The organism is Luteibacter sp. P4_E6 (assembly GCF_056401535.1).
Window position 1 is genome coordinate 1 of record NZ_JBFUJE010000725.1, and the last position, 1,598, is coordinate 1,598.

The window sequence follows — 1,598 nt, forward strand, 5'->3', positions numbered from 1 at the left end:
GTCTGTGCGAAGGCGCGTGCACGCTGGAGCAGGGTGATTTCGGTGCTGTAACGATCGGCAGCGTTGAAAAATGGGTCACTGACGAAGCGATTCGCCAGGGCTGGCGTCCTGATCTTTCGCGCGTCCGCGAAACCGGTCAGCGCGTCGCCATCGTGGGTGCCGGTCCGGCGGGCCTGTCCTGTGCCGACCGTTTGCGCCGTGCGGGTATCGCTGCGGATGTCTACGACAGCCAGCACGAAATTGGTGGCCTGCTCACCTTCGGTATCCCGCCCTTCAAGCTGGACAAATCCGTCGTGCGCACGCGGCGCATGGTGCTCGAGGGCATGGGCGTGCGTTTCCATCTCGGCGTAGAGATCGGCCGGGACATCGCCTTTGACGAATTGCTCGCCGACTACGATGCCGTGTTCGTCGGCACGGGTGCCTACACCTATGTCGATGGCCAGCTCGAGGGGCGCGACCTCGGCGGCGTGCACGATGCGCTGCCCTTCCTCATTGCCAATGTCGAACGCCTGCTGCGCGACGAAGAACCGGCACCGGGCTATGACCTTGCCGGGAAACATGTCGTCGTACTCGGCGGCGGCGACACCGGCATGGACTGCAATCGCACGGCGATCCGCCTCGGCGCCGCTTCGGTCACCTGCGTTTATCGTCGCGACGAATCCAGCATGCCCGGCTCGCGGCGCGAAGTGGGTTACAGCCGTGAGGAAGGCGTGCGCTTCCTGTTCCAGCAGCAGCCCATCGCGCTGGTCGGCGAAGGCGGCAAGGTCACCGCGGTTCGCGTGGTCGAGACACAGCTTGTCGACGATGGCGATGGACGCCCGCGTCCACGCAACGTCGAAGGCAGCGAAACCGACCTGCGTGCCGACGTGGTGATCCAGGCCTTCGGCTTCCAGCCGAGCCCGCCTGACTGGTGCGATACCTTCGGTGTGGAGCGCGATCGCAGTGGTCGCATCGTCGCCGGTGGCGAGGGTCGCTTGCCCTTGCAGACCAGCAATCCGCGCATCTTTGCCGGTGGCGATAATGTGCGTGGCGCCGACCTCGTGGTGCGCGCCGTCTATGACGGACGTGAAGCGGCCGGGTCGATCGCGCTGATGCTGGCGAATGCGAAGCTGGCGTTGAAGGTGGCGGTCTGATCGACCGCCCGGAGGCCGAGCCGTTTCTGCAAAACCTTGCGGCAGCGGGTAGGGCACAATAGGTCCATGCTCCTCCGGGCCACTCCCCACCCATGTGCCTGATCGCCTTCGCCTGGCATGTCCATCCGCGCTGGCGGCTGGTGCTTGTCGGCAATCGCGACGAGTTCCACGCGCGTCCGACGGAGCCGCTCGCCCCGTGGGTTGAAGCACCCGATGTGATCGCCGGGCGCGATCTCGAAGCCGGTGGCACCTGGGCAGGCGTGGCGCCGCATGGCCGCGTCAGCGTCATCACCAACGTGCGCGACATGACGGCGGACCACAGCGGGCTGTCGCGTGGGCTGTTGGTGGCGGACTACCTCGGCTCCAACGTGCCAGCCCGCGCCCACGCGATCGAACTGATGTCCAGCGCCAAAGGCTACCGCCCCTTCAACCTGCTGACCTTCGACCACGACGATGCCTATTACC

At 66.0% G+C, this 1,598-nt stretch carries 2 protein-coding genes; both read left to right on the top strand.

Going from position 1 to position 1,598, the window contains the following annotated elements:
- The coding region (locus AC1DT2_RS22820) for an FAD-dependent oxidoreductase (RefSeq protein ID WP_477298948.1) at positions 1–1,133 on the top strand (1,133 nt) is incomplete at its 5' end.
- A gap of 92 nt (positions 1,134–1,225) precedes the next feature.
- Positions 1,226–1,598 (top strand): NRDE family protein (locus AC1DT2_RS22825; protein ID WP_477298950.1); only part of this gene is annotated, 373 nt, incomplete at its 3' end.